Below are 22,416 nucleotides of genomic sequence, written 5' to 3'. Positions count from 1 at the left end.
TGATGTACCGCATAAATTATCCCTTCAACGGAAAATAACCTCGCGGACTGGACAAGGTTGCACATCAGTCATAATCTTAATCAATCGATTGATTAAGATCAGAGTCGTGCCATGAATACACCCACCATGACAACCAAAGGTGAACAGGCGAAAAATCAGCTCATTGCCGCCGCGCTGGCGCAGTTTGGCGAATATGGTCTGCACGCCACAACACGCGATATCGCCGCGCAGGCCGGGCAAAATATTGCGGCCATCACCTACTATTTTGGCTCAAAAGAGGATTTATACCTCGCCTGCGCACAGTGGATTGCGGATTTTATTGGCTCACAGTTTCGCCCGCATGCAGAAGAAGCCGAACGTCTGTTTGCTCAGCCGGAGCCGGATCGTGGCGCGATGCGCGAACTTATCCTGCGCGCCTGTAAAAATATGATCATGCTGTTAACCCAGGACGACACCGTTAACCTGAGCAAATTTATCTCGCGCGAACAGCTTTCACCCACCGCGGCTTATCAACTGGTGCACGGCCAGGTTATCAATCCGCTGCATACCCACCTGACGCGCCTGATTGCTGCCTATACTGGTCGCGATGCCAACGATACCCAAATGATTCTGCACACCCACGCCATACTCGGCGAGGTTCTGGCCTTTCGTCTGGGGAAAGAGACCATTCTGTTGCGTACGGGCTGGTCAAAATTTGATGAGGATAAAACCGCGCTGATTGAGCACACCGTTACCTGTCACATCGATCTTATTCTGCAAGGTTTAACGCAAAGGAGTCTGGAGTCATGAAAAAACCTGTCGTTCTCGGGCTGGTTATCGCGGCCCTCGTTGCCGTGATTGCCGGTGGAACGTGGTGGTATCAAAGTCGGCAAGATAACGGTCTGACGCTCTACGGCAATGTCGATATCCGTAGCGTCAATCTGAGTTTTCGCGTCGGCGGCAGGCTGGCCACGCTGGCGGTTGACGAAGGCGACGCGATTACCGCCGGTCAGGTGCTGGGCGAACTGGACCACGCGCCGTATGAAAACGCGCTGATGCAGGCAAAAGCGAATGTTGCCGCCGCCCAGGCGCAATACGATCTGATGCTGGCCGGTTATCGTGAAGAAGAGATTGCGCAAACCGCAGCGGCGGTCAAACAGGCGCAGGCCGCCTATGATTATGCGCAGAACTTTTACAATCGACAGGTAGGGCTGTGGAAAAGCCGCACCATCTCCGCTAACGATCTGGAAAACGCCCGTTCATCACGTGACCAGGCGCTGGCCTCACTGAAATCCGCGCAGGATAAACTCGCCCAGTATCGCAGCGGTAATCGTGTGCAGGATATTGAACAGGCGAAAGCCACGCTCGAACAAGCACAAGCTGAGCTGGCGCAGGCTGAGCTGAATTTGCATGACACCACGCTGACCTCTCCGTCTGACGGCACGATCCTCACCCGGGCGGTTGAACCGGGTAGCATGCTGAACGAAGGAGGCACGGTACTGACGCTATCACTCACGCGTCCGGTCTGGGTTCGCGCCTACGTTGACGAACGTAATCTAAGTCAGGCGCAGCCAGGACGCGAAATCCTGCTCTACACCGATGGCCGCCCGGACAAGCCTTATCACGGTAAAATTGGCTTCGTGTCGCCCACCGCCGAGTTTACCCCGAAAACGGTCGAGACCCCTGACCTGCGCACCGACCTGGTTTATCGTCTGCGCATTGTGGTGACCGATGCAGACGATGCGTTGCGCCAGGGGATGCCGGTAACAATACAGTTTGGCGATGAGGCACGGCATGACTGACGCCGTCATTACGCTGAATGGGCTGACGAAAAACTTTGCCGGAATGGAAAAACCGGCCGTCGCCCCGCTCGACTGTACCGTTCATGCTGGCTACGTGACCGGGCTTGTCGGACCGGACGGCGCGGGCAAAACCACGCTGATGCGGATGCTGGCGGGGTTGTTAAAACCTGACGCCGGAAGTGCGGCGGTAATTGGCTTTGATCCCATCAAAGACGACAGCGCCCTGCACGCCGTACTGGGTTATATGCCGCAGAAATTTGGCCTTTACGAAGATTTGACGGTCATGGAGAACCTCAATCTCTATGCCGATTTGCGCAGCGTCACCGGCGACGTGCGAGAAAAAACCTTTGCCCGGTTGCTGGAATTTACCTCGCTGGGTCCGTTTACCGGACGCCTGGCAGGCAAGCTTTCCGGAGGCATGAAACAGAAGCTCGGGCTTGCCTGTACGCTGGTCGGCGAACCCAAAGTGTTGCTGCTGGATGAGCCAGGCGTGGGCGTGGACCCGATATCCCGCCGCGAATTGTGGCAAATGGTCCATGAACTGGCCGGGGATGGCATGCTGATCCTCTGGAGTACGTCGTATCTGGACGAAGCCGAGCAGTGTCGTGACGTGCTACTGATGAACGAAGGCGAATTGTTGTATCAGGGCGATCCGACCCAACTTACGCAGACGATGGCCGGACGCAGTTTTTTAATGAGCAGCCCGCAGGAAAATAACCGCCGACTGTTGCAACGCGTGTTAAAACTGCCGCAGGTCAGCGACGGGATGATTCAGGGGAAATCCGTCCGTTTGATCCTGAAAAAAGAGGCCACGGCCCAGCAGATTCAAAACGCGAACGGTATGCCGGAGATAACCATCAACGAAACCGTTCCCCGTTTCGAGGATGCTTTTATCGATTTACTCGGCGGGGCCGGAACATCAGAGTCACCGCTGGGCGCCATCCTGCATACCGTGGAAGGCACGCCTGGCGAAACGGTGATCGAAGCCAAAGCGTTGACCAAAAAATTTGGCGATTTTGCCGCGACCGACCATGTAGACTTTGCCGTCCAGCGCGGCGAGATTTTTGGCCTGTTAGGCCCCAACGGCGCCGGAAAATCCACCACCTTTAAAATGATGTGCGGTCTGTTGGTTCCTACCTCCGGCAAAGCGCTGGTGCTGGATATGGATCTCAAAGTCAGTTCCGGCAAAGCGCGTCAGCATCTGGGCTATATGGCGCAGAAATTCTCCCTGTACGGCAACCTGACGGTTGAACAGAATCTGCGTTTTTTCTCCGGCGTCTACGGCCTGCGCGGTCGGGCGCAGAAAGAGAAAATCGATCGTATGAGTGAGGCATTTGGCCTGAAAAGCATCGCCTCCCATGCTACCGACGAGCTACCGCTGGGCTTTAAACAACGTCTGGCGCTGGCCTGCTCGCTGATGCATGAGCCAGATATCCTGTTTCTCGATGAACCCACTTCCGGGGTTGATCCCCTTACCCGTCGAGAGTTCTGGTTACATATCAACAGTATGGTAGAAAAAGGCGTCACGGTGATGGTGACTACCCACTTTATGGATGAGGCGGAATATTGCGATCGCATCGGGCTGGTGTATCGCGGCAAACTGATCGCCAGCGGCACGCCGGACGACCTGAAAGCAAAGGCTGCCGATAGCGACACACCGGACCCCACCATGGAGCAGGCGTTTATTACGCTAATCAATGACTGGGATAAGGAGCATACGCATGAGTAACTCCGCGCTCTCATGGCGACGCGTCCGCGCGCTATGCGTAAAAGAGACGCGCCAGATCGTCCGCGATCCCAGCAGTTGGCTGATCGCGGTGGTGATCCCGTTGTTGCTGCTGTTTATCTTCGGCTACGGCATCAACCTCGACTCCAGCAAGCTGCGAGTGGGAATTTTGCTTGAACAGCAGAGCGAAGAGGCGCTGGATTTTACCCACACCATGACCGGTTCGCCGTACATTGACGCCACCATCAGCGATAACCGTCAGGAATTGATTGAGAAAATGCAGGCCGGGCGCATTCGCGGCCTGGTGGTGATCCCGGTAGATTTTGCCCAACAAATGGCGCGACCCGGCGACACCGCCCCAATCCAGGTGATCACCGACGGCAGCGAACCGAATACCGCTAACTTTGTGCAGGGTTATGTCGAAGGTATCTGGCAGATTTGGCAGCAACAGCGGGCAGAGGATCGCGGGGAATCATTCGAGCCGTTAATCGATGTGCAGACCCGCTACTGGTTTAACCCGGCGGCTATCAGCCAGCACTTTATTATTCCCGGGGCGGTAACCATCATCATGACGGTGATTGGCGCGATCCTCACCTCGTTAGTGGTGGCGCGTGAATGGGAGCGCGGCACCATGGAAGCACTGTTATCTACCGAAGTTACCCGCGTCGAGCTGCTGCTGTGCAAACTGATCCCCTATTACTTTTTAGGCATGCTGGCGATGCTGCTGTGTATGCTGGTGTCGGTGTTTATTCTTGGCGTGCCCTATCGCGGCTCGTTGCTCATTCTGTTTTTTATCACCAGCCTGTTTCTGCTCAGCACGCTCGGCATGGGCCTGCTTATCTCCACCATCACCCGAAATCAGTTTAACGCCGCGCAGGTCGCGCTGAACGCCGCCTTCCTGCCTTCGATTATGTTGTCGGGGTTTATCTTCCAGATAGACAGCATGCCGGCGATTATCCGCGCGGTGACTTACATTATTCCGGCTCGCTATTTCGTCAGCACCCTGCAAAGCCTGTTTTTGGCGGGAAACATTCCGGTGGTGCTGATTATCAACGTGCTGTTTTTAATCGCTTCGGCGGTAATGTTTATTGGCCTGACGTGGCTGAAAACCAAACGTCGGCTGGATTAAGGGGACGGGCATGTTTCATCGCTTATGGACATTAATTCGTAAAGAGCTGCAATCACTATTACGTGAGCCGCAGACGCGAGCCATTTTGATTCTACCGGTGCTGATTCAGGTCATTCTGTTCCCGTTCGCCGCGACGCTGGAAGTGACCAACGCCACTATCGCTATCTATAACGAAGATAACGGTAAACATTCGGTGGAGCTTACCCAGCGCTTCGCCCGCGCCAGCGCTTTTACGCATGTCCTGTTACTGAAAAGTCCGCAGGAGATCCAGCCCACCATCGACACGCAAAAAGCGCTGTTGCTGGTGCGCTTCCCGGCCAACTTTTCGCGGAATCTGGATACCTTCCAGCAAGCGCCCATGCAAATTATCCTCGATGGACGCAACTCGAACAGCGCGCAAATTGCCGCCAATTACCTGCAGCAGATCGTGAAGGAGTACCAGCAGGTGCTGATGGACGGCAAGCCAAAACCGAACAACAGCGAACTGGTGGTACGTAACTGGTATAACCCGAATCTGGACTATAAATGGTTCGTGGTTCCGTCGCTGATCGCCATGATCACTACCATTGGCGTGATGATCGTCACCTCGCTGTCGGTTGCCCGCGAGCGCGAGCAGGGCACGCTCGATCAACTGCTGGTCTCCCCGCTTACCACCTGGCAGATTTTCATCGGCAAGGCGGTGCCTGCGCTGATTGTGGCCACTTTTCAGGCCACCATTGTGCTGGCGATCGGCATCTGGGCTTATCACATTCCGTTTGCCGGTTCCCTGGGGCTGTTCTACTTCACGATGGTGATTTATGGACTGTCGCTGGTCGGCTTTGGTCTGCTGATTTCATCGCTGTGCGCCACCCAGCAGCAGGCGTTTATCGGCGTATTTGTCTTTATGATGCCGGCGATATTGCTCTCAGGCTACGTCTCGCCGGTCGAAAACATGCCGGTATGGTTACAGAATTTGACGTGGATAAACCCGATCCGCCATTTTACGGACATCACGAAACAGATTTACCTGAAGGATGCGAGTCTGAAGATTGTCTGGGGGAGTTTGTGGCCGCTGTTGGTGATAGCGGCCACAACCGGCTCAGCGGCGTATGCGATGTTTCGCCGCAAGGTGATGTAGCTTTTTGTCTTTCGCCAGCAGCGACACCACGGCGGGTCCGGCAAGGATCACCAGCCCCGCCAGGGCCAGCAAGACGTTGTTTTGCAGTACGCGCGACAGCAGCCACAGTACGATCATCGCGGCACCGAAATACCACGTAGTAGTGAGTTCTTCCAGCACATCCGCCACGTCGCGCCAGCGCTGTTCATGGTGACGTTGTAAGGCCAGCATTAATAAAACCGTTACGCCGTAAACGACGCATAATCCCAGGCCGACGTGCACCAGCGTGCCGCTCATCCAGCCCATTACCAGCAACGCCACTACCAGTAAATGCAACATAATCTGCCAGCAACTTAGACCCGTTGCGACACGAACACGTTGTTGCCACCTCATGGCTTTTCTCCTGAAGGATTTTCGACTAATTGTTCAGAGTACCGGACTTTACGGAAAATTCCGCAACACCGCATCTTTTTGTGACGACGACTACACTATTTTAATCAGGAAAGTGACGCCAACGGGAGAATCATGGCCAGACAAACAGAACGGTTTTCATTCAATGTGCTCACCATTAATACTCACAAAGGGTTTACCGCCTTCAATCGGCGTTTTATTTTGCCTGAGCTGCGGGAGGCCGTCAGAACGGTCGGGGCGGATATTGTGTGCCTGCAAGAAGTAATGGGCGCACACGAGGTGCATCCTCTGCATGTGGAAAACTGGCCGGACACCACGCACTACGAATTTCTGGCGGATACCATGTGGAGCGACTTCGCTTATGGACGTAACGCCGTGTATCCGCAGGGGCATCACGGTAACGCCGTGCTGTCACGCTATCCTATTGAACATTATGAAAATCGCGATGTGTCGGTCGGCGCGAGTGAAAAACGCGGGGTCCTGTACTGCCGCATCGTGCCGCCGATGCTCTCCCACCCGGTTCACGTGATGTGTGTCCATCTCGGTTTGCGTGAAGCCCACCGTCAGGCCCAGCTCGCTATGCTGGCAGATTGGGTAAATGCCTTACCTGAGGGAGAGCCCGTCGTGGTCGCCGGAGATTTCAACGACTGGCGACAAAAAGCCAATCATCCGTTGAAAGCCAATGCCGATCTTGACGAGATCTTTACCCGCGCCCACGGCCGCCCCGCGCGGACGTTTCCGGTGCAGTTTCCCCTGCTGCGTCTCGACAGAATCTATGTGAAAAACGCGAATGCCAGCACCCCAACGGCGCTGGCGCTGCGTCACTGGCGACATTTGTCCGATCATGCCCCTCTGAGTGCGGAGATTCATTTATGAAATTTGGCTGGCGTGAAGGCAATCAAATTCAACTGCTGGAAAACGGCGATCAGTTCTACCCCGCCGTGTTTGACGCCATTGAACAGGCGCAACAAAAAATTATCCTCGAAACCTTCATCTGGTTTGAGGATGCGGTCGGAAAACAGCTGCATTCCGCGCTGCTGAGTGCTGCACGTCGCGGCGTCAAAGCCGAAGTGCTGCTGGATGGCTATGGCTCGCCGGACCTCAGCGACAGCTTCGTTAATGAGCTAACCGCAGCCGGCATTGTTTTCCGCTACTACGATCCGCGCCCGCGTCTGTTCGGCATGCGCACTAATCTCTTTCGCCGTATGCATCGTAAAATTGTGGTCATTGATGACCGTGTCGCTTTCGTCGGCGGTATCAATTATTCCGCTGAACATATGTCTGATTACGGCCCTGAGGCCAAGCAGGATTACGCCGTGCGCGTTGAAGGTCCCATCGTGGCCGACATCCTGACATTCGTACTGGAAAACCTGCCGGGCCAGAGCGCCGTACGCCGCTGGTGGCGACGTCATCATCGCGCAGTCGAAAATCATCGGCCTGGCGAAGCGCAGGTACTGTTTGTCTGGCGCGACAACGAAGAGCATCGCGATGATATTGAACGCCATTATTTGAAAATGCTTACCCAGGCCAGACGGGAAGTGATCATTGCCAATGCCTACTTCTTTCCCGGTTATCGCTTTCTGCATGCCCTGCGTAAAGCGGCGAGACGCGGCGTTCGGGTAAAACTCATCGTGCAGGGTGAACCGGATATGCCGATTGTAAAAGTGGGCGCCCGCCTGCTGTACAACTATCTGGTAAAAGGCGGCGTTCATGTCTATGAATACCGCCGTAAACCTCTGCATGGCAAAGTCGCGCTGATGGACGATCACTGGGCGACGGTAGGCTCCAGCAATCTTGACCCGCTCAGCCTGTCGCTGAATCTGGAAGCGAATCTCATTATTCATGACCGTGCGTTTAACCAGACTCTGCGCGATAACCTGAACCCTATTATTGCGCAGGACTGCAAGCGGGTTGATGAATCCATGCTGCCCAAACGCACCTGGTGGAATCTGACCAAAAGCGTGCTGGCGTTCCACTTTTTACGCCATTTCCCGGCGCTGGTCGGCTGGCTTCCCGCGCATACGCCGCATCTGGCCGAAGTTGAACCGCCCGCACAGCCTGCCATGGAAACGCAGGATCGCATTCAAACTGAGGATGTCGGAGGAAAATCCTGATGGCCAAAGCACATCCGCGCTGGCGGTTAGCGAAAAAAATACTCACGTGGCTATTTTTCATTGCCGTCATCGTGTTGCTGGTCATTTATGCCAGTAAGGTCAATTGGGAAGAGGTCTGGACGGTCATCCGCGATTACAATCGGACTGCCCTGCTCAGCGCCGTGGGGCTGGTGATCGTCAGTTATTTACTCTACGGCTGCTATGACCTGCTCGGCCGACATTACTGTGGGCACAAGCTGGCAAAACGCCAGGTCATGCTGGTGTCGTTTATCTGTTACGCCTTCAACCTGACGTTAAGTACCTGGGTGGGCGGGATTGGGATGCGTTACCGGCTCTACTCGCGCCTCGGGTTGCCGGGGAGCACGATTACGCGGATTTTTTCACTGAGTATTACCACCAACTGGCTGGGCTATATTTTGCTGGGCGGTTTTATTTTTACCTTTGGCGTGGTCGAACTGCCCGCGCATTGGTATATCGATGAAGGTACGCTGCGCATTTTAGGCATTGCGCTGTTGCTGATTATTGTCGTTTATCTGTGGTTTTGCGCCTTCGCTAAACATCGCCACATCACCATCAGGGGCCAAAAGCTGGTGCTGCCCACGTGGAAATTCGCCATCGCGCAAATGGCGATATCCAGTACCAACTGGATGGTGATGGGAGCCATTATCTGGCTGTTGCTGGGCCAGGATATCAACTATTTCTTCGTGCTGGGCGTGCTGCTGGTGAGCAGTATTGCCGGGGTTATCGTACATATTCCGGCGGGAATCGGCGTGTTGGAGGCAGTCTTTATGGCATTGCTGGCGGGAGAAGATACGTCTCAAGGCAAGATTATCGCCGCCCTGCTTGCGTATCGCGTACTCTATTATTTTATTCCATTGCTGCTGGCGCTTATTTGCTACCTGTTGCTGGAGAGTCGGGCGAAAAAACTGCGGGCGAAAAACGAGAAGGCAATGGCCAAATGATTTGCCGGATGCGGCTTAACGCCTTATCCGGCCTACTTTCGATACACAACTGTAGGCCGGATAAGCGCTGCGCCATCCGGCAACAGACAATTAACGACGATTGCCGAAGATACGCAGCAGCATCAGGAACAGGTTGATAAAGTCCAGATACAGCGTGAGTGCGCCAAGAATCGCGTATTTGCGCAGATTTGAACTGTCACGCAGGTCGATCTGCTCACCGATGTTTTTCAGCTTCTGCGTGTCATAAGCGGTCAGACCGACAAACACAATCACCCCAATATAGGTGACCGCCCACATCAACGCTTCGCTCTTCAGCCAGAAGTTAACCAGCGAAGCCAGCACGATTCCGATCAACGCCATAAACAGCATATTGCCGAAACCGCTGAGGTCGCGCTTAGTGGTATAACCGTACAGGCTCATGATGCCAAACATCCCGCCGGTAACCACAAAGGTACTGGCGATAGACGAGTAGGTGTAGATGATAAAGATGCTCGACAGCGTTAACCCGGTTAACGCCGAATAGAGCATAAACAGCGTGGTTGCCATACCGGCGCTCAGCTTTTGCACCATGCCGGACAACACGAACACCAGCGCCAGTTGGGCGATAATCAGGCCAAAGAAGGTGATTTTACTGGAGAAGACAAACATCATTACCGCGGGCGTATTTGCCGCATACCAGGCGATAAACGCCGTCAGCAACAACCCGCAGGTCATCCAGCCATAAACCTGCGCCATATACGTTTGCAGGCCGGAACGCGCCTGCACAATAGAATCGGATCGTGGGAATCGGTCCATGACAATCTCCTGAATCAGTATGAGCCTACAACAATTGTACTCTACCAGCGTTTTGCTGCTAGCTTATCGCTGTCACGAGCATCTACCCAACGTTCACCTTCCGGCGTGGCCTCGCGCTTCCAGAACGGTGCGCGGGTTTTCAGATAATCCATAATGAACTGCCCGGCGTCAAACGCGCTACTACGATGCGCGCTGGTTACGCCGACAAAAACGATTTCGTCGCCGGGCCACAGTTCGCCAATGCGATGAATCACCGTCACCCGCCCCAGCGGCCAGCGCGTACGCGCCTCGTCGACAATCTCCGCCAGCGCTTTTTCGGTCATGCCGGGATAGTGTTCCAGTGTTAACGCCTGCACGCTGTCACCGAGGTTGTGATTGCGCACTTTACCGGTGAAAGTCACCACGGCGCCATCTTCATCGCGCTCGGCAAGCCAGGGATACTCTTCCCCAACGCTGAACGGCGCATGCCCAACAACAATTCGCGTCTCAGCCATCTTAACCTCCGGTTACCGGTGGGAAGAAAGCCACTTCATCACCTGCGTTAAGGGAGTGGTCAAAACTGACCAGCGTCTGGTTCACCGCCGCCAGCAGCTTGCCGTCTTCCAGCGCCAGCGCCCAACGATCGCCTTTCGCCGCCAGATGCTGGCGCAGCGCTTCGACCGTTGCAAATTCGGCGGTAACCTCTAACGCATCCGTGTTGACCAGTTCACGGACCTGGGCAAAGAAAAGAACCTTAATCATGCGCATCCACCTTAAAATCACCCGACTTGCCGCCGCTTTTTGCCAGCAGGCGCACCGGACCAATCACCATGTCCTTTTGCACCGCTTTGCACATGTCGTAGATGGTCAACGCCGCCACGGAGGCCGCCGTTAGCGCTTCCATTTCCACACCGGTTTTCCCGGTCAGCCGACACAGCGTCTCAATGCGTACACGGTCGTGTTCCGGTTCGGCGTGCAGGTTGACTTCGACCTTGCTCAGCATCAGCGGGTGACACAGCGGGATAAGATCCCAGGTCCGTTTGGCCGCCTGAATACCGGCAATGCGCGCCGTGGCGAAAACGTCGCCTTTATGGTGGCTACCATCGATAATCATCGCCAGCGTTTCGCTACGCATTGTCACGAATGCTTCAGCACGCGCCTCGCGTACCGTTTCTGCTTTGCCTGAGACATCCACCATGTGGGCTTCGCCAGCGGCGTTAATATGAGTCAGTTGCGACATACTTATTTCTTCAAATGTGGGTGGAAATTACACGGACGCGTACGGGCATCAAGCTGCGGCGCAATGATATTCTCCCAGGCGGTACGACACGCTTTCGTCGAACCCGGCATGGCGAAAATCAGCGTTTTATTCGCGACCCCGGCAATTGCCCGGGATTGCAGCGTCGCGGTGCCGATCTCTTCAAATGAGAGCATACGGAATACTTCGCCAAAACCTTCAACTTCTCTGTCGAACAGCGGTTGCAACGCTTCCGGCGCCTGGTCACCTTCGGTCAGTCCGGTGCCGCCGGTAATGAGCACGACCTGCACATCGTCACTGGCAATCCAGGCGGAAACCTGGGCGCGGATGGCATAACGGTTCTCTTTGACAATCGCCTTGTCAACTATCTGATGGCCCGCTTCCAGCGCCGAGTCACGCAGGTAGTGACCAGAGGTGTCGTCCTCTTCGCCGCGACGGTTGGAAACAGTAAGAATAGCAATGCGTGTCGGGATAAATTCAGCGCTTACCTGACTCATGGAAACTCCTTTTAGCGATCAGCCGCCAATGTAAGATAAGTTTTGCGTAATACCGGTATTGTTCTGATGCAGGAAATGGGTCTGCTTTTTCTCCAGCAGCGCGGTTGAAATGCGTTCTTCCAGCGCGGATTGCTGAGCGTCATCTTCCAGCAGGTCACGCAGGCTTACGCCACCTTCACCAAATAAACACAGGTGCAGCTTGCCGACAGAGGAAACGCGCAGACGATTACAGGTGGCGCAAAAGTCTTTCTCATAAGGCATGATCAGACCTATTTCGCCAGCATAATCAGGATGACAGAAAACCTGAGCCGGACCGTCGCTGCGCTGGCGAAGCTGGTGGATCCAGCCGCGACGCAGAAGCTCATCGCGCAGTACTTGCCCTGAGATATGATGCTTACGAAAGAGAGAACTGCCCTCGCCCGTTTCCATCAGTTCAATAAAACGCAGTTGAATAGGACGCGGTTGGATCCACGCCAGGAAGGTGTCCAGTTGATGATGGTTTACATCGCGCATCAACACCGTGTTGACCTTCACTTTTTCAAAACCGGCATCAAACGCGGCGTCAATGCCCGCCATCACCTGCTGAAATTTGTCCTGCCCGGTAATGGCGTGAAACTGACGGGCATCGAGACTGTCGACGCTGACGTTGAGTGCCGTCAGGCCTGCATCGCGCCAGGCGGCAGCATCGCGCGCCAGACGATAACCATTGGTCGTTACCGCAATCTGACGGATGGCGTCGTTTTCACGCACGGCGGCAATAATGTCGGTAAAATCGCGACGTAATGAGGGTTCGCCCCCTGTCAGGCGCACTTTTTCCGTCCCCAGACTGGCGAACGCACGGGTGACGCGGCGAATTTCATCAACGGTCAGAAAGCCGTTATTGGTGACCCCACCGGGCTTATAGCCATCCGGCAGGCAGTAGGTGCAACGAAAGTTACACACATCGGTAATCGACAAACGTAAGTAGTAAAACTTACGCGCGAAAGCATCGGTAAGTTGAGAGCCCATGTACACCTTTCCAAATACGGGAGACGCAGTCATTTCTTCCTGCGCCCTGGTGACAATCTCGTTCGAGCATTGCCACGGCCAAAGCACCGTATCATTTGACCCAGGTGCAGAGGCTAGAGTGTTTATACTCATCATACTTTGAGTACGTAGTGGTTATGCCGATACTAGCGTGTAAATGGCGATAATGCCAAACACACTTACGCTGTATAAATATGTATATAGCGACATGATCGTGCAATTTCGCTACAGAATAAGCAAAAACCACAGTTTTGCATTGATATACATCATCTTGCTGTCAGGTGCATATCGTCAGAAAGGAGTAGATCGCCGAAAATTAATTTCGGCAAATGCCAACTGGATAATTGCTGAAAACACGCTATTTACGTTACTGTACCGCCGATCAATTGATATCAGGAAATTCTATGCGCACTCGCACGCTGGCAGATTTAGATCGCGTTGTCGCTCTCGGCGGAGGGCATGGATTAGGACGCGTTCTCTCCTCACTTTCCCCTTTAGGTTCACGACTGACGGGTATCGTCACCACCACCGATAATGGCGGCTCTACGGGTCGTATTCGTCGTTCTGAAGGCGGTATCGCCTGGGGAGACATGCGTAACTGCCTGAACCAGTTAATTACCCAACCCAGCGTTGCATCTGCTATGTTTGAATACCGTTTTGGCGGTAATGGCGAGCTTTCCGGACATAACCTCGGAAATTTAATGTTAAAGGCGCTCGATCACCTCAGCGTGCGGCCTCTCGAAGCCATTAATTTAATTCGCAACCTGCTGAAGGTGGATGCGCATTTAATTCCGATGTCAGAGCTGCCGGTGGATCTGATGGCTATTGATGATCAGGGTCATGAAGTCTATGGCGAAGTGAATATCGATCAGCTCACCATTCCTCCTCAGGAACTGATGCTGTCGCCAAAAGTCCCCACCACGCGAGAAGCGGTTGAGGCAATCGCCGAAGCGGATTTGATTCTGATAGGACCAGGCAGTTTTTATACCAGCCTGATGCCGATCCTGCTGCTCGACGAACTGGCGCAGGCATTACGGCGTACCCCCGCCAGGATGGTCTACATCGGCAACCTGGGTCGCGAATTAAGCCTGCCAGCAGCCAGCCTGACGCTTAACGATAAGCTGGCAATCATCGAACAGTACGTTGGCAAGAAAGTGATTGATGCGGTGGTTGTCGGCCCAAAAGTAGATGTTTCCGCCGTTACCGACCGCATTGTGATTCAGGAAGTGCTGGAAGCCAGCGATATTCCATACCGTCATGACCGTCAGTTGCTGCACAGCGCGCTGGAAAAAGCGGTACAGGCATTAGGCTGAACGGATTTGCCTGATGCGCTACGCTTGTCAGGCCTACCAAAGCTGTAGGCCGGATAAGGGGGTAACTCCGCATCCGGCATAAACTTACGATGCCGCAATAAATAACTCGCGCAGCTGATGCAACTGATCGCGGATCGTCGCGGCCTCTTCAAATTCGAGATTCTGCGCATGCTGCATCATTTGCCCTTCCAGCTCGTGAATCTTTTGCTGCAAGGCTTTTGGCGTCATATCCAGTTCGACAACGTCAGACTTCGTACCCGCACGTGACTTCCCTTTGCCCTTCGCCTTGGTCTTCGCAATATTCTGACCCAGCGCCAGAATATCGACCACTTTCTTGTTCAGCCCCTGCGGCGTAATACCGTGCTCTTCGTTGTAAAGCTGCTGCTTCTCGCGACGACGTTCAGTTTCACCAATCGCCTTGGCCATCGAGGCGGTAATTTTATCGCCGTAGAGAATCGCCTTGCCGTTGATGTTACGCGCCGCGCGACCAATGGTCTGGATAAGTGAGCGTTCAGAGCGCAGGAACCCTTCTTTGTCTGCGTCCAGAATCGCCACCAGCGAGACCTCAGGCATGTCCAGACCCTCGCGTAACAGGTTGATACCCACCAGCACGTCAAACTCGCCCAGGCGCAGGTCACGAATGATTTCCATGCGTTCCACGGTATCGATGTCGGAGTGCAGATAGCGCACCCGCTCGCCGTGCTCTTCGAGGTATTCGGTGAGGTCTTCCGCCATGCGTTTGGTAAGTGTGGTGACCAGCACACGTTCGTTAATCGCCGCACGCGTGCGGATCTCCGACAGCAGATCGTCAACCTGCGTCGCCACCGGACGCACTTCTATCACCGGATCCAGCAGGCCGGTTGGTCGTACCACCTGATCAACCACGTCATCACCGGATTTCTCCAGCTCATAGTTCCCCGGCGTCGCCGAGACGTAGATGGTCTGCGGAGCCAGCGCCTCGAACTCTTCAAATTTAAGCGGACGGTTATCCAGCGCCGACGGCAAACGGAATCCGTACTCGACCAGGGTCTCTTTACGCGCCCGGTCGCCGCGATACATGCCGCCAATTTGCGGGATAGTGACGTGGGATTCATCCACCACCAGCAGACCATCGGCCGGCAGGTAATCAAACAGCGTCGGCGGCGGCTCGCCTGGTCCGCGTCCGGAAAGATAGCGGGAATAGTTTTCAATCCCCGAGCAATAACCCAGCTCGTTCATCATTTCCAGATCGAACTGTGTACGCTGGCTTAAGCGCTGCTCTTCCAGCAACTTGTTATTCGCCAGCAGATTTTTACGGCGGTCTGCCAGCTCGACTTTAATTTCTTCCATCGCCTGTACGATACGTTCGCGCGGCGTGACGTAGTGCGTTTTCGGGTAGATGGTATAGCGGGAAATAGTCGATTCAACCTGCCCGGTAAGCGGGTCAAACAGCGACAAACGTTCGACTTCTTCATCGAACAGTTCCACGCGCAGCGCAATGTCGTCAGATTCAGCCGGAAAAATGTCGATAACTTCACCGCGTACGCGGAAGGTCCCGCGCTGGAATGCCTGATCGTTACGAGTATATTGCAGCTCCGCCAGACGACGCAGGATCGCCCGCTGGTCGATAATCATCCCCACCGTCAAATGCAGCATCATTTTCAGGTACAGGTCCGGGTCGCCCAAACCATAAATGGCAGAAACCGACGCCACCACGACGACATCCCGACGTTCCAGCAGCGCTTTGGTCGCCGACAGACGCATCTGCTCAATGTGTTCGTTAACCGAAGCATCCTTCTCGATGAAGGTATCAGAACTCGGTACGTAAGCTTCCGGCTGATAATAGTCGTAGTAGGAAACAAAATATTCCACCGCGTTTTCCGGGAAGAACTCTTTCATCTCGCCATACAGCTGCGCGGCAAGCGTCTTGTTAGGAGCCAGCACCATGGTAGGACGCTGTAGGTCCGCAATTACATTCGCGATGGTGAATGTTTTCCCCGATCCCGTCACCCCCAGCAGCGTCTGATGCGCCAGACCGTCCTCCAGACCTTCTTCCAGGCGACGTATCGCCTCAGGCTGATCGCCAGAGGGTTTAAAAGCGGAATTTAGTTTGAACGGTTTACTCATGAGCAGCTACCTGAAGCAATGGGCGGGCAGGTGTGTAATTTTACTCGCAGTCGTATATTTTGCCAGTAAAATATACTGGATGAAAAAACAGTAACGCGCCAGAATATTTCTGTTACCCCCGTCAAATGGCCGTGACGGCAGGCCAAAATTTGCCCCCGGACAAGATAAAACACCAGCAAAAACGTGTTATCCCCAAACCAATGCCTTTTTTAACATTTGTCAAGCCAGCCGATGAAAGTTTTATGGCAACACATGACACTTCTGCGACAGCCATTGCTTTTATCTAACCATCTGTAATTTAATAATTATTATCTCAAGACGTCTTTCGCATCAATTTAGTCGCAAGCCGCGTCTTCTCTCGCTTACATTGTGTTTTCTAACCCTAATGCACAAGGTTATCCACAGGAATAGTGGATAACTGCCTCCAGCCCGTGTGGACTGTAGCCTGGCAAAAACGCCCTGATTCTCTTTTCCGGGGGGATAAAAAAAAATTATCGCTATTTTTTGATATTTATCAGCTAACGAGGCGGTCAGGGAGAGCCGAGATCTTGCTCGCATTTTCACCATTTTCTGGTCCGCGTACCGCAATAGCGACCAGCGCTATTTCCCGCCTCGATTCAATCGGCAGATGCCGTCAAAGATAAAATGCTGAGATCGAGATAACGTCCTGTCAGTGCCCGCTCAGGCTCTTCTGCCAGCCAGGGAATTTCCCCTAGCATAGGAGCCGGAATCACGCACTTCAGCGTCGCCATGTATTCAGCATGACGTTTGCCAGGCGGCGTCACATCATTGGCTACCCATCCGGCTAGCGTCAGTCCGGCCTGCTGCACCGCCTGGGCGGTCAGAATGGCGTGATTGATGCAGCCGAGCTTAACGCCAACCACCAGAATCACCGGCAACTGTTCTGTTTTGACCCAGTCGGAAAAACTCAGCGTTGGCGAAAGCGGCGTAAACCATCCCCCTGCCCCCTCCACCAGTACCCAGTCAGCTTGCGCTTCAAGCGTGCGTAAACCCGCAGACATCACGGAGGCCAGAATGGGGCGACCTTCGTCGGCGCTGATGATATGCGGCGAGGTGGGTTCGGCGAAGGTGTAGGGATTAATCGCCGCATAGCCCACCGTCACAACGCTATTGCGCTGTAATGCCAACGCATCGCTGTTTCGCAGGCCATCAGCCGTCATTTCGCTGCCCGACGCTACCGGCTTATAGCCAACGGCGCGCAACCCCAATTGACCCGCCGCCTGGAGCAGCGCACAGCTGGCGATAGTTTTACCGACTTCGGTGTCCGTCCCGGTGACAAAATACGTTTTAGTCACGTTGAATCACTCCTAAAAAAAGATAGTAGGTCAGCGGATATTTCCCCTGCTGACACGGCCAGGCTAACTGTAGCTGGCGCAACTGTGAGCGCGTCAGCACACGCTGCTCACGTCCATCATGCAAATGCGTTGCGCCAATGCCTTTCAGCGAACGCATGGCGCTCAGCGCATCGTCAAACCACAGCGTGACGGCATGAGACTGGTATTCGACATCCCAGCCATACAGGGCGTTTTCCAGTTGCGCCACGGGTAAAAAACGGTTGGCATGCTCCCGATCGTCAACCGCCTGCCAGGCCTGACGAAGTTCCGGCATCGAACCCTGTGCCAGGGTACTAAACGCCACCGTCCCGCCAGGACGCACTACCCGGTAAAGCTCGCTTAACGCGCCGCGCAGATCGCCACACCACTGTACGGCCAGATTACTCCAGGCCAGATCAAAGCTCGCGGTTGCCTGTGGGATGGCTTCGATATCCGCCAGCAGATAGCGGTGGGCGACCTCATGACGCTGCGCTTCAGCCAGCATTTGCGGCGACAGATCCAGCGCGCAGACCTCGCTCCCCTGCTCACGCCAGTAACGACTCATACGCCCCGGCCCACAGCCCGCATCCAATACCTGTGAGAACGTGCGGCCATCCAGGAGCGCCAGTAACGCATCGGCACTCTGACGCTGTAGCTCTGCGTGTTGCTCATAGTGGGTGGCAGCGCGGCCAAATGCGGCGGCAATCGCCTGTTTATTGACCTGCGCCATGCAGCACCTCCAGTAGACGATCGATATCCTGCACCTCATGCGCCTGGGTCAGCGTCAGCCGTAATCTGGCCGTACCGATGGGCACCGTCGGTGGGCGAATTGCCGTCACCCAGCATCCTTGTTGCCGTAGCGCATCCGCCAGCTGCAGGGCTTTATGGTTATCGCCAACGATCAGTGGCTGAATAGCACTGGAAGAATTCGCCAGCGTTAAGCCTGGTGTATTCACCCCAGCGCGAAAACGCTGGATCAGCATCGCTAACTTTTCCCGGCGTTCATCACCTTCACGGCTGCGGATCACCGCCAGCGCGGCGCGCAGGGCCTGAGCCTGCGCCGGAGGCATACTGGTGCTGTAGATCAGATGGCGGGCGTACTGCAACAGATAGTCGGCCACGCTGTCAGAACACAGGATTGCCGCGCCGCTGACGCCAAATCCTTTGCCAAACGTTACCACTAACAGTTCGGGTTTCACCTGCTGTCGCCAGCAGGAGCCGCGCCCTTCTGCACCGGTTACGCCAACGCCGTGCGCATCGTCCACCAGCAGCCACGCACCGTGTCGTTCCGCTGCCGCGTGGATTTCAGCGAGCGGCGCGCTGTCGCCATCCATGCTGAAAACGCCTTCAGTGACCACGAGCTGCTGCCCCGGACAGGGGGAAGTCAGCAGACGCTCCAGATGTTGCGGATCGTTATGGGTAAAGCGACGTAAAATAGCAGGGTTAAGGCTGGCAGCCTCCAACAGCGAGGCATGGCTAAGCCTGTCGGCGACAATGCGATCGTCTTTTTCCATCAGTGCGGCTATCACCGCCTGATTAGCGGCAAAACCGGAGATAAATAACAGCGCCCGCGAATAGCCCAGCCACTGCGCCAGCTCTTCTTCCAGCGCCTGGTGAGCCACGGAATAACCGCTGACATGACCTGACCCGCCGCTGCCGACGCCAAAACGTTCAGCTCCCTGCTGCCACGCGCAGATAATCTGCGGATGGTGGCTTAAGCCAAGGTAGTCGTTGCTGGAGAAGTTAAGATACTGGCGGCCGTCGGCCTGCAGCCAGCGACCGGCGCCCTGGGTCACCGCATAGCGCCGACGCCACGCATCAGCGCGACGACGCGCCGTAAGCGCATCGTCAATTTTTTGCTGCCAGGTCATACGGTTGCCGCGTTGTAGTAATCGTCGGTATCCGGGGTACGCAGCGCCTGCTCCAGACGTTGTTGCTGTTCGTTATCCCCCGCCAGCACCGCCGTTTGCTGCGGGTTGAGGCCCAGCTTGCGGAACAACAGCAAATCTTTATCTTCGTTCGGGTTCGGCGTGGTCAGCAGTTTGCAGCCGTAGAAAATCGAGTTAGCCCCGGCCATAAAGCACATCGCCTGGGTTTGCTCGTTCATCTGCTCGCGCCCGGCAGAAAGACGCACGTAAGAGGTTGGCATCATGATGCGCGCCACGGCGATGGTACGGATGAAATCAAACGCGTCGACGTCGTCGTTATCCGCCAGCGGCGTGCCCTTCACTTTCACCAGCATGTTGATCGGCACGCTTTCCGGCGGCGTCGGCAGATTGGCTAATTGCAGCAGCAGACCTGCGCGATCGGTGACCGTTTCGCCTAATCCGACAATACCGCCTGAACAGACTTTAATCCCGGCTTCGCGCACTTTATCCAGCGTATCCAGACGTTCCTGATAAGACCGGGTGGTGATGATATTGCCGTAAAATTCCGGCGAGGTGTCGAGGTTGTGGTTGTAGTAGTCCAGACCCGCATCAGCCAGACGCTGGGCCTGGGTTTCGTTGAGCGTGCCCAGCGTCATGCAGGCTTCCAGCCCCAACTCTTTCACGCCCTGAACCATCTGTTCCAGGTAAGGCATATCGCGCTCGTGCGGATTCTTCCACGCCGCCCCCATGCAAAACCGCGTTGAACCGGCCTGCTTCGCTTTACGCGCCGAGTCCAGTACCTGTTCCACTTCCATCAGGCGTTCCGTTTCCAGACCCGTTTTATAGCGGGAACTTTGCGGACAATATTTGCAGTCTTCCGGGCAGGCGCCGGTCTTAATTGACAACAGCGTACTGACCTGTACCTGCTGCGGATCGAAGTGCTGACGATGAACCTGTTGCGCTTCAAACAGCAGATCCAACAGTGGTTTTTCAAATAATTCGGTGACTTGCGACATTGTCCAGCGAGAAGAATGAGCCATATTGGTATACGTTTCGTTGTTAGTTTGGTGTAGACTCGTAAACCTAAATCTTTTTAATTTGGTTTACAAGTCGATTATGACAACGGACGATCTTGCGTTTGACCAACGCCATATCTGGCACCCTTACACCTCCATGACCTCCCCGTTGCCGGTGTATCCGGTGGCGCGGGCCGAAGGTTGCGAACTGATTTTAGCCAACGGCGAGCGGCTCATTGACGGGATGTCATCCTGGTGGGCGGCGATCCATGGTTACAATCATCCGCAGTTGAACACCGCAATGAAAACGCAGATTGACGCCATGTCGCATGTGATGTTTGGCGGCATTACCCATGCCCCGGCCATCACGCTGTGTCGCCAACTGGTGGACATGACGCCCGAAGCGCTGGAGTGCGTTTTTCTCGCGGATTCAGGTTCGGTCGCCGTGGAAGTGGCGATGAAAATGGCGCTGCAATACTGGCACGCCAAAGGGGAATCTCGTCAGCGTTTCCTGACATTTCGTAACGGCTATCACGGCGATACCTTCGGCGCGATGTCGGTCTGCGATCCTGACAACTCAATGCACAGTCTGTGGAAAGGGTATCTGCCGGAAAACCTGTTTGCGCCTGCGCCGCAAAGCCGCATGGGCGGCGAGTGGGACGAACTGGACATGGTGCCTTTTGCCCGCCTGATGGCCGCGCATCGTCACGAGATTGCGGCGGTGATCCTCGAGCCAATTGTGCAGGGCGCTGGCGGCATGCGCATGTACCATCCTGAGTGGTTAAAGCGTATCCGTAAGATGTGCGACCGGGAAGGCATCCTGCTGATTGCCGATGAGATTGCCACCGGATTTGGCCGCACCGGCAAGCTGTTTGCCTGTGAGCACGCCGATATTACGCCGGATATTTTGTGCCTCGGCAAAGCGTTAACCGGCGGAACGATGACCCTTTCCGCGACCCTGACTACCCGCCTGGTCGCAGAAACCATCAGCAACGGCGAAGCGGGCTGCTTCATGCACGGTCCGACCTTCATGGGCAATCCGCTGGCTTGTGCCGTCGCCTCCGCCAGCCTGTCGCTTCTCAATACCGGCGAGTGGCGTTCGCAGGTTGCGGCCATTGAAGCGCAGTTGCGTGAAGAACTGGCCCCGGCGGCGAACTCTAACTGGGTCGCCGACGTACGCGTGCTCGGCGCCATCGGCGTGATAGAAACCACCCAGGCGGTAAATATGGCGGCGCTACAGAAGTTCTTTGTCGAGCAGGGCGTGTGGGTACGACCGTTTGGCAAGCTGATCTATCTGATGCCGCCGTACATTATTCAGCCCGAGCAGTTGCGCCGCCTGACTCAGGCCGTCAATGAGGCTGTGCGCCATGCAACATTTTTTAGCGATTAATCAGCGGTAAGCTCTACGGTTTCTGGCTACACTTTTTGGCTAACGAGAGGAGTCAGTATGAAACTAATCAGTAACGATCTGCGTGATGGGGAGAAGCTTGGGCATCGCCACGTCTTTAACGGCATGGGATATGACGGGGATAATATTTCCCCGCATCTTGCATGGGATGATGTGCCCGCCGGGACGAAAAGCTTTGTCGTGACCTGTTACGATCCTGATGCGCCCACCGGCTCCGGCTGGTGGCACTGGGTAGTCGTAAATCTGCCTGCGGATACCCGCGTTCTCACGCAAGGATTCGGCTCCGGGCTGGTTGCACTGCCGGATGGGGTGATTCAGACCCGTACGGATTTTGGTAAAGCGGGTTATGGCGGCGCAGCGCCGCCGAAGGGGGAAACCCATCGCTATATCTTTACGGTTCATGCATTGGATGTAGAGCGTATTGATGTCGATGAAGACGCCAGCGGGGCGATGGTTGGCTTTAACGTTCACTTCCACTCGCTCGCCAGCGCCTCAATTACCGCAATGTTTAGCTAAGTTCTGTTGTGCCGGATGTCGGCTTCGCCTCATCCGGCCTACGGGTTTCCTGTTTTTGTAGGCCGGATAAGCGACAGCGCA

General features: G+C 55.1%; 23 protein-coding genes and 1 riboswitch. Of the genes, 11 read left to right on the top strand and 12 right to left on the bottom strand.

Translation table 11 applies throughout. From position 1 onward, the window contains the following. The first annotated feature begins 111 nt into the window (after nt 1-111). Genes cecR through ACVXHP_RS00665 form a run of 5 tightly spaced genes read left to right on the top strand, consistent with a single transcriptional unit; the run spans nt 112 to nt 5,753 of the window. Nucleotides 112-789: a transcriptional regulator CecR gene (cecR, locus tag ACVXHP_RS00685; protein ID WP_447570669.1), complete on the top strand. Its 678-nt coding sequence runs from the start codon at nt 112-114 to the stop codon at nt 787-789. Beyond that, nucleotides 786-1,781 carry a secretion protein HlyD gene (hlyD, locus tag ACVXHP_RS00680; RefSeq protein ID WP_447570668.1) on the top strand — a complete coding sequence of 332 codons (996 nt, stop codon included), beginning with the start codon at nt 786-788 and terminating at the stop codon, nt 1,779-1,781. Before cecR ends, hlyD begins: the two co-directional genes overlap by 4 nt. Continuing rightward, nucleotides 1,774-3,510 (top strand): ATP-binding cassette domain-containing protein, encoded by a 1,737-nt coding sequence (locus tag ACVXHP_RS00675; protein WP_047025519.1) that lies wholly within the window; start codon nt 1,774-1,776, stop codon nt 3,508-3,510. The genes hlyD and ACVXHP_RS00675 overlap by 8 nt, the downstream gene beginning before the upstream one ends. Beyond that, nucleotides 3,503-4,636: an ABC transporter permease gene (locus tag ACVXHP_RS00670; protein ID WP_200007140.1), complete on the top strand. Its 1,134-nt coding sequence runs from the start codon at nt 3,503-3,505 to the stop codon at nt 4,634-4,636. Before ACVXHP_RS00675 ends, ACVXHP_RS00670 begins: the two co-directional genes overlap by 8 nt. A 10-nt stretch (nt 4,637-4,646) precedes the next feature. Then, the gene (locus ACVXHP_RS00665) at nt 4,647-5,753 is read left to right on the top strand and encodes an ABC transporter permease (protein ID WP_447570667.1); all 1,107 of its coding nucleotides are present in this window, start codon (nt 4,647-4,649) and stop codon (nt 5,751-5,753) included. On the opposite strand, the gene ACVXHP_RS00660 is transcribed toward ACVXHP_RS00665, so the two are convergent. Beyond that, nucleotides 5,715-6,125: a YbhQ family protein gene (locus ACVXHP_RS00660; protein WP_447570666.1), complete on the bottom strand. Its 411-nt coding sequence runs from the start codon at nt 6,123-6,125 to the stop codon at nt 5,715-5,717. The genes ACVXHP_RS00665 and ACVXHP_RS00660 overlap by 39 nt on opposite strands. A gap of 132 nt (nt 6,126-6,257) precedes the next feature. Here ACVXHP_RS00660 and ACVXHP_RS00655 point away from each other — a divergent pair, with 132 nt between their 5' ends. Genes ACVXHP_RS00655 through ACVXHP_RS00645 form a run of 3 tightly spaced genes read left to right on the top strand, consistent with a single transcriptional unit; the run spans nt 6,258 to nt 9,219 of the window. After that, nucleotides 6,258-7,019 (top strand): endonuclease/exonuclease/phosphatase family protein, encoded by a 762-nt coding sequence (locus ACVXHP_RS00655; RefSeq protein WP_042309615.1) that lies wholly within the window; start codon nt 6,258-6,260, stop codon nt 7,017-7,019. Next, nucleotides 7,016-8,257 carry a cardiolipin synthase ClsB gene (gene clsB, locus ACVXHP_RS00650; RefSeq protein ID WP_316128689.1) on the top strand — a complete coding sequence of 414 codons (1,242 nt, stop codon included), beginning with the start codon at nt 7,016-7,018 and terminating at the stop codon, nt 8,255-8,257. The genes ACVXHP_RS00655 and clsB overlap by 4 nt, the downstream gene beginning before the upstream one ends. Beyond that, the gene (locus tag ACVXHP_RS00645) at nt 8,257-9,219 is read left to right on the top strand and encodes a YbhN family protein (protein WP_316128690.1); all 963 of its coding nucleotides are present in this window, start codon (nt 8,257-8,259) and stop codon (nt 9,217-9,219) included. The genes clsB and ACVXHP_RS00645 overlap by 1 nt, the downstream gene beginning before the upstream one ends. 90 nt (nt 9,220-9,309) lie before the next feature. On the opposite strand, the gene ACVXHP_RS00640 is transcribed toward ACVXHP_RS00645, so the two are convergent. The 6 genes from ACVXHP_RS00640 to moaA all read right to left on the bottom strand — a co-directional run bounded on the left by ACVXHP_RS00640 (nt 9,310) and on the right by moaA (nt 12,756). Then, complete coding sequence (locus ACVXHP_RS00640; RefSeq protein WP_447570665.1) at nt 9,310-10,014, bottom strand: Bax inhibitor-1/YccA family protein; 705 nt, start codon at nt 10,012-10,014, stop codon at nt 9,310-9,312. A gap of 41 nt (nt 10,015-10,055) precedes the next feature. Further along, the gene (moaE, locus tag ACVXHP_RS00635; protein ID WP_047025512.1) at nt 10,056-10,508 is read right to left on the bottom strand and encodes a molybdopterin synthase catalytic subunit MoaE; all 453 of its coding nucleotides are present in this window, start codon (nt 10,506-10,508) and stop codon (nt 10,056-10,058) included. Nucleotide 10,509: 1 nt separating this feature from the next. After that, nucleotides 10,510-10,755, bottom strand: a complete 246-nt coding sequence (gene moaD, locus ACVXHP_RS00630; protein ID WP_137361548.1) for a molybdopterin synthase sulfur carrier subunit — start codon at nt 10,753-10,755, stop codon at nt 10,510-10,512. Then, nucleotides 10,748-11,233 carry a cyclic pyranopterin monophosphate synthase MoaC gene (gene moaC, locus ACVXHP_RS00625; RefSeq protein WP_006685391.1) on the bottom strand — a complete coding sequence of 162 codons (486 nt, stop codon included), beginning with the start codon at nt 11,231-11,233 and terminating at the stop codon, nt 10,748-10,750. Before moaC ends, moaD begins: the two co-directional genes overlap by 8 nt. Before the next feature lie 2 nt (nt 11,234-11,235). Continuing rightward, a complete protein-coding gene (gene moaB / locus ACVXHP_RS00620) occupies nt 11,236-11,748 on the bottom strand; it encodes a molybdenum cofactor biosynthesis protein B (protein ID WP_042309623.1) in 513 nt (170 codons plus the stop codon). An 18-nt stretch (nt 11,749-11,766) separates the two neighbouring features. Next, nucleotides 11,767-12,756 (bottom strand): GTP 3',8-cyclase MoaA, encoded by a 990-nt coding sequence (gene moaA, locus ACVXHP_RS00615; RefSeq protein WP_047025511.1) that lies wholly within the window; start codon nt 12,754-12,756, stop codon nt 11,767-11,769. After that, a riboswitch (molybdenum cofactor riboswitch) is annotated at nt 12,744-12,889 on the bottom strand. (Overlaps the previous gene by 13 nt.) Nucleotides 12,890-13,178: 289 nt before the next feature. Here moaA and yvcK point away from each other — a divergent pair. Beyond that, on the top strand, nt 13,179-14,087 hold the full coding sequence (yvcK, locus tag ACVXHP_RS00610; RefSeq protein ID WP_038639050.1) for a uridine diphosphate-N-acetylglucosamine-binding protein YvcK: 909 nt from the start codon (nt 13,179-13,181) through the stop codon (nt 14,085-14,087). 84 nt (nt 14,088-14,171) lie between these two features. Here yvcK and uvrB read toward each other — a convergent pair whose 3' ends face one another. The 5 genes from uvrB to bioB form a co-directional block, all read right to left on the bottom strand. Further along, the gene (gene uvrB / locus ACVXHP_RS00605) at nt 14,172-16,193 is read right to left on the bottom strand and encodes an excinuclease ABC subunit UvrB (protein ID WP_200007148.1); all 2,022 of its coding nucleotides are present in this window, start codon (nt 16,191-16,193) and stop codon (nt 14,172-14,174) included. A gap of 617 nt (nt 16,194-16,810) precedes the next feature. Then, nucleotides 16,811-17,509 (bottom strand): dethiobiotin synthase, encoded by a 699-nt coding sequence (gene bioD, locus ACVXHP_RS00600; protein ID WP_447570664.1) that lies wholly within the window; start codon nt 17,507-17,509, stop codon nt 16,811-16,813. Beyond that, complete coding sequence (gene bioC / locus ACVXHP_RS00595; RefSeq protein ID WP_447570663.1) at nt 17,502-18,257, bottom strand: malonyl-ACP O-methyltransferase BioC; 756 nt, start codon at nt 18,255-18,257, stop codon at nt 17,502-17,504. The genes bioD and bioC overlap by 8 nt, the downstream gene beginning before the upstream one ends. Continuing rightward, nucleotides 18,241-19,398 (bottom strand): 8-amino-7-oxononanoate synthase, encoded by a 1,158-nt coding sequence (bioF, locus tag ACVXHP_RS00590; protein WP_316128694.1) that lies wholly within the window; start codon nt 19,396-19,398, stop codon nt 18,241-18,243. Before bioF ends, bioC begins: the two co-directional genes overlap by 17 nt. Beyond that, the gene (gene bioB, locus ACVXHP_RS00585) at nt 19,395-20,435 is read right to left on the bottom strand and encodes a biotin synthase BioB (protein WP_042309634.1); all 1,041 of its coding nucleotides are present in this window, start codon (nt 20,433-20,435) and stop codon (nt 19,395-19,397) included. The genes bioF and bioB overlap by 4 nt, the downstream gene beginning before the upstream one ends. 76 nt (nt 20,436-20,511) lie before the next feature. Between bioB and bioA the strand changes: the two genes are divergently transcribed. Together bioA and ACVXHP_RS00575 are read left to right on the top strand one after the other, a co-directional pair. Next, complete coding sequence (bioA, locus tag ACVXHP_RS00580; protein ID WP_447570662.1) at nt 20,512-21,801, top strand: adenosylmethionine--8-amino-7-oxononanoate transaminase; 1,290 nt, start codon at nt 20,512-20,514, stop codon at nt 21,799-21,801. A 57-nt stretch (nt 21,802-21,858) separates the two neighbouring features. After that, on the top strand, nt 21,859-22,335 hold the full coding sequence (locus ACVXHP_RS00575; RefSeq protein WP_038639028.1) for a kinase inhibitor: 477 nt from the start codon (nt 21,859-21,861) through the stop codon (nt 22,333-22,335). Nucleotides 22,336-22,416: the final 81 nt, after the last annotated feature.

The organism is Citrobacter freundii complex sp. 2025EL-00176, from assembly GCF_053309355.1.
Note: the sequence above shows the minus strand (reverse complement) of the source record. Positions and strands in the feature narration are given on the sequence as shown.